Here is a 4,666-nt window from a genome sequence, read left to right as displayed (position 1 = left end):
CGCACCGCCGCCCCGGGCGGGCGGTGCGGCCCTCAGCGGGACGCCGCGCGCGGCCGGGCGAGCACCAGGGTGGTGTCGTCCTGGTCGCCGCCGGGCACCGCCGTCAGCAACCGGTCGGCCAGGGCGTGCATCCGCCGGTCGACCGGGTCGCCCCCGGCGCCGCCCGCCCCCTCCCGCGCCGTCCCCACGTCGGCCGCGGTCCGGCCGGCGACCTCGGCCAGCAGGGCGGTGGTCTCGTCCAGGCCGACGTCGCGGCGCTCGACCAGCCCGTCGCTGTACAGCAGCAGCAGCGCGTCCGCCGGCAGCGGCAGGCGCACCACCTCGTCCGCCGCCCCGTTGGTCGGCCCGAAACCCAGCCCCAGCATGGGCCGGGAGGGCACGGTCAGGACGCGCCCGGCGTCGCCCGTGACCAGCACCGGCGCGGGGTGCCCGGCGCTGGCCAGCTCCACCACCGCCTGCCCGTCCCCGGACGCGGTCCCGTCCCCGCCGGTGGCGTGGTGCAGCACGGCGACGACGGCCGTGGCGGTGTGGCCGCCGGGCAGCGTCGCGACCAGCGCATCCAGCCGGTCCAGGGCCGACGCCGGCGAGTGACCCTCCAGCAGGTAGGCCCGCAGGGCGGTCCGCAGCTGCGCCATCGCCGCCGCGGCCGCCACGCCGTGACCGGCGACGTCGCCGACGACGAGGGCGACGCGGTGCTCGTCCAGGGGCAGGACGTCCCACCAGTCGCCGCCGAGCTGCCCACCGGCCGCGGGCCGGTACCGGCTGTGCACGGCCACCCCGGGGACCACCGGCGCCTCGTCGAGCACGATGGCGCGCTGCAGCGTCTCGGCGATGGTGATCTGGTCCCGCGAACGACCCAGCATGATGCCGGTCATCTGGCTGCGCAGCCGCTCCGCGGTCGCGCCGTGCCAGGGCCGCCAGGGGCTGCTGCGGCCCTGCACGACCTCGCGCCACTTCTCGAAGCTCAGCCGCGGGCTGATCCGGACCTCCGCCCCCTCGGTGCGGGCGATCTCGGCGTTGTGCGGGTCCCCGCCCCAGTCCACGACCTGGACCTCCTCGGGGCGGACCCACAGCAGCCACCCGGCGCCGTCGATCCCGACCCGCAGCGCCCCCGCGGCGCGGTCGGCCACGCCGGCCAGGCGGGGGTCCAGCAGGGCCAGGTGGTCGGTGAACGTCGCCGCGCCGTCCTGCCGGGTCAGCACGTGGGCGATGCGCCGCAGCGCGTCCCACGGCGGGACCCGCCCGCAGGTGCGCAGCTGGTGCCCGTCCCACGCCGCGGCCCCGCCGGCCCCGAGCAGGTCCAGCAGCCGCCGGTCGCCCAGCAGCGTGGCCAGCGGTTCGCGGCCGCTGGCCGAGACGGCGGTCAGGACGTCCGACATGAGTTCCTGCGCCGCCAGCGCCCGGTCGCGCTCCTCGGAGCGGACCCGCTCGCCGATCAGCTGCGAGGCGGTCTGCCCCAGGAACTCCGCCGCCGAGCGGGCGTCGTGGGAGGGGCGGTGCGGGCCGGAGTAGTGGTGGCAGGCCACCAGCCCCCACAGCCGCCCCTCGACGACGAGGGAGACCGACATGGACGCGTCCACCCCCATGTTCCGGAGGTACTCGACGTGGACCGGCGAGACGCTGCGCAGCACCGAGTGCGACAGGTCCAGCGGCGCCCCCGTCCCGGGGTCCAGCAGCGGCTGCAGCGGGGAGGGGTCGTACCCCACGTCGGCGATCAGCCGCGTCCAGTTCTCCGTGTACAGCCGGCGGGCCTGCGCGGGGATGTCGGAGGCCGGGTAGCGCAGCCCGTGGAAGGCGTTGAGGTCCTCCCGGCGGGCCTCGGCGACGACCTCGCCGTTCCACTGGGCGTCGAAGCGGTAGACCATGACCCGGTCGAAACCGGTCAGGACGCGGACCTCGCGCGCCAGCCGCTCGCACAGCGCGGTGACGTCCACGCTGCCGGCCAGCCGCCCCACCGCGGCCCGCGTCGCGCGGTACGAGACCCCGGCACCGTGCGGCGCCGGCGTGGGTTCCACCTCCACGACCAGGCGGTCCCCCGACACGTGCAGGACCACGTCGACCGGCACCGCCCCCGTCCCCACCTCGGCGTGCAGGGGTTCGTCCAGGTTGTCCGACGACTCCGCCGCGCGGACCTGCTCGGCCAGGTCCGGGCCCACCAGGTCCTCGAAGGAACTGCCGACGACCCCGGCCGGCGGGCGGTCGAAGAGCTCGGCGGCGTTGCCGGACCCGACGACGACCCGCCGGGTCGCGCGGTCCACGGCCAGCAGGACCCCGTGCGGCTGGATCGCGCCGGGCACGTGGATCGGCTCGCGCTCGCAGGTGGTCAGGTCCGCCGGCGGGTAGGCCGGGGTCAGCCGCTCGGGGTGCTCGGGGACCCCGGCCGGGCCCGCGGTCACGACGTCCGCCCGGTGCTCCGGCGCCGCGGCCCCCCGGGACCGGCGGTCGGGACGACGGGGTTCCGGCGGGACCGGTGTCTGGTGATGCGGTGCACCTGCTGCCTCTCGTGCCGCGGCGACCCTGGGTGACCCACCGTCCTCCGATGCTAAGCGGACCCGGCGGGGCGCACCGCTCGGCCCGGAGCCGCCGGGTGGCCGCGACCCGGCGTGCTGGTTGCTCCGCGCGGTGGCGGCGTGCTGAACTGAGTAGTCACGCTCCGTACACCACCAGCGGGGACCGAGGTCGCATGAGCACTGCGGGATTCCCGGCGGGTGACCGCCCCGGCAGCACCGCGCAGGCGGCTCCGCCGGGTGAGGGGGTCTGGCAGGCGGTCGCCCAGCTGGCCCTGGCCCTCAGCGAGGTCACGACGCTGGAGGAGCTGGTCGGTTCCTTCACCCGCCTGGGCGTGCCGGTCCTGTCCGCCGACGGCTGCGGGGTGATCACCGCCGCGCACGACGGCGGCTGGCAGCTGGCCCTGAGCACGTCCTTCACCTCGGCGCTGCGGGCCCGCTTCCTCTACGAACCCCGCGACAGCCCGCTCCCGGCGTGCCGGGCCGCGCGCGACGGGGAGGCGTTCTTCCTGGCCGACCCGGCCGCCGCCCGCGCCGTGCACCCGCGCATGCAGGAGGTCGTCGAGGTCACGGGGCGGCAGCGGTGGGCGTTGCTGCCCCTCACCGCGGGCAGCGAGACGGTCGGCAGCCTGGCCGTGTCCTGGGAGCGGGCGGGCGCCTTCACCCACGAGGAGCGGTGGCTGCTCCAGGTGGTGGCCGCCCACGTCGCCCCCACCGTCGAACGGCTCCTGCGCACCGACGCCGAGCACCGCGCGCACGCCCTGGCTGTCCTGACGGCCGGGGCCCTGCAGGACGGGGTGCTGCAGGCCCCGCCCGACGTGGAGGGCGTGGAGCTGGCCGTCAGCTACCGCCCGGCCGGGCCGAACGCGGTCATCGGGGGCGACTGGTACGACGTGGTCACCCGCCGCGCCGGGGACACGCTGGTCGTGGTCGGCGACATCGCCGGTCACGACCGGCACGCCTCGGCCGGCATGGTGCAGACCCGGGCCGTGTTCCGCGGGATCGCCTGGGACAGCAGCGACGGGCCGGCCCGGCTCCTGGACCGCCTCGACGCCGCCGTCGCCGCCCTGCAACCGGGCACGACCGCCACGGCCGTCCTCGTCCGGCTCGAGCGGACCGGGGCGGGGTTCGGGCTGCGGTGGGCCAGCGCCGGGCACCCGCCCCCGCTGCTGCGCCTCCCCGACGGTTCCGTGGAGGTCCTCGCCGACGGCGAGGACCCCCTGCTGGGGGTCGACTGGTCCTCGCCGCGGCGCGAGCACCGGCACCCGTTCCCCGAGGGGTCCGTGCTCGTCCTGGTCACCGACGGGGTCTTCGAGACCCGGGACGTGTCGGCCGGGGCGGGGGTGCGGGCGCTCGCCGCGGCGCTGGCCGAGGCCGGTCCGGGCGACGCGGAGGAGATCTGCTCCCGGCTGGTCCGGTGGAGCAGCACCACCCGCCCGCCGGCGGGGACGTCCCCGCGCGAGGGCACCCGGACCGCCCTCGACGACGACCGCACGCTCCTCGTCGTCCGGGCGCGCGGTGCGGAGGCGTCGCCACCGGCCGCCTCCCGCGCGGGCGCCTCGGCGCCGCCGCGCGCCGGCGGGGCCGGACCCGGGCCGGTCGCGCCGCCCGCCGGCGGGAGCGACGGTTCGGCGGCCGCGGTGACGCGGGTCGTCTCGCTGCCGCCGGAGGCGCGGTCCACCCCGGTCGCGCGGTCGGTCGTGCGGTCGGTGGCGCTCACCGGCGGGTGGGACGGTGACGCCGTCGACGTCGCCGAGCTGCTCGTGAGCGAGGTGGTGACCAACGCCGTGATCCACGGCCGCAGCGACATCCGCATGTGCGCCTCGTCCACCCCGGACCGGCTCCTGGTGGAGGTGGAGGACGGCAACGACCGCCTCCCCGAGCTGCTGCCCGCCGACTCCGAGGCCCTGTCCGGGCGCGGGCTGCAACTGCTGGAGTTCGCCGCCGACGACTGGGGGGCGCGCCGCGTGGACGGGCACGGCGCGTTCAGCAAGGTGGTGTGGTTCTCGATCGACCGCGACCGGTAGCGCCCGGCCGGAGCGGGGACCCCCCGCGCGGGGGGGGGGGGGGGAACTCGGCGGCGCGGCCGGGGCGGGTGGGGCACGATTACAGTCCTGTCCCCAGCCGCGACCGGTCCGTCCCTGCTCGCCGTCGGTTCC

General features: G+C 77.7%; 2 protein-coding genes. One reads left to right on the top strand and one right to left on the bottom strand.

Features of this window, described 5'->3' with window-relative positions:
* Window positions 1-32: 32 nt before the first annotated feature.
* Window positions 33-2,396, bottom strand: coding sequence for a SpoIIE family protein phosphatase (locus tag ACRYM6_RS22935; RefSeq protein ID WP_432545205.1), 2,364 nt, complete (start codon window positions 2,394-2,396; stop codon window positions 33-35).
* Window positions 2,397-2,683: 287 nt separating this feature from the next.
* On the opposite strand from ACRYM6_RS22935, the gene ACRYM6_RS22930 reads away from it, so the two are divergent.
* Window positions 2,684-4,534, top strand: a complete 1,851-nt coding sequence (locus ACRYM6_RS22930) for an ATP-binding SpoIIE family protein phosphatase (protein ID WP_432545204.1) — start codon at window positions 2,684-2,686, stop codon at window positions 4,532-4,534.
* Window positions 4,535-4,666: the final 132 nt, after the last annotated feature.

It is taken from the genome of Kineococcus rugosus (assembly GCF_050871975.1).
GTDB lineage: Bacteria > Actinomycetota > Actinomycetes > Actinomycetales > Kineococcaceae > Kineococcus.
This window is presented reverse-complemented; position numbering and strand designations above follow the sequence as displayed.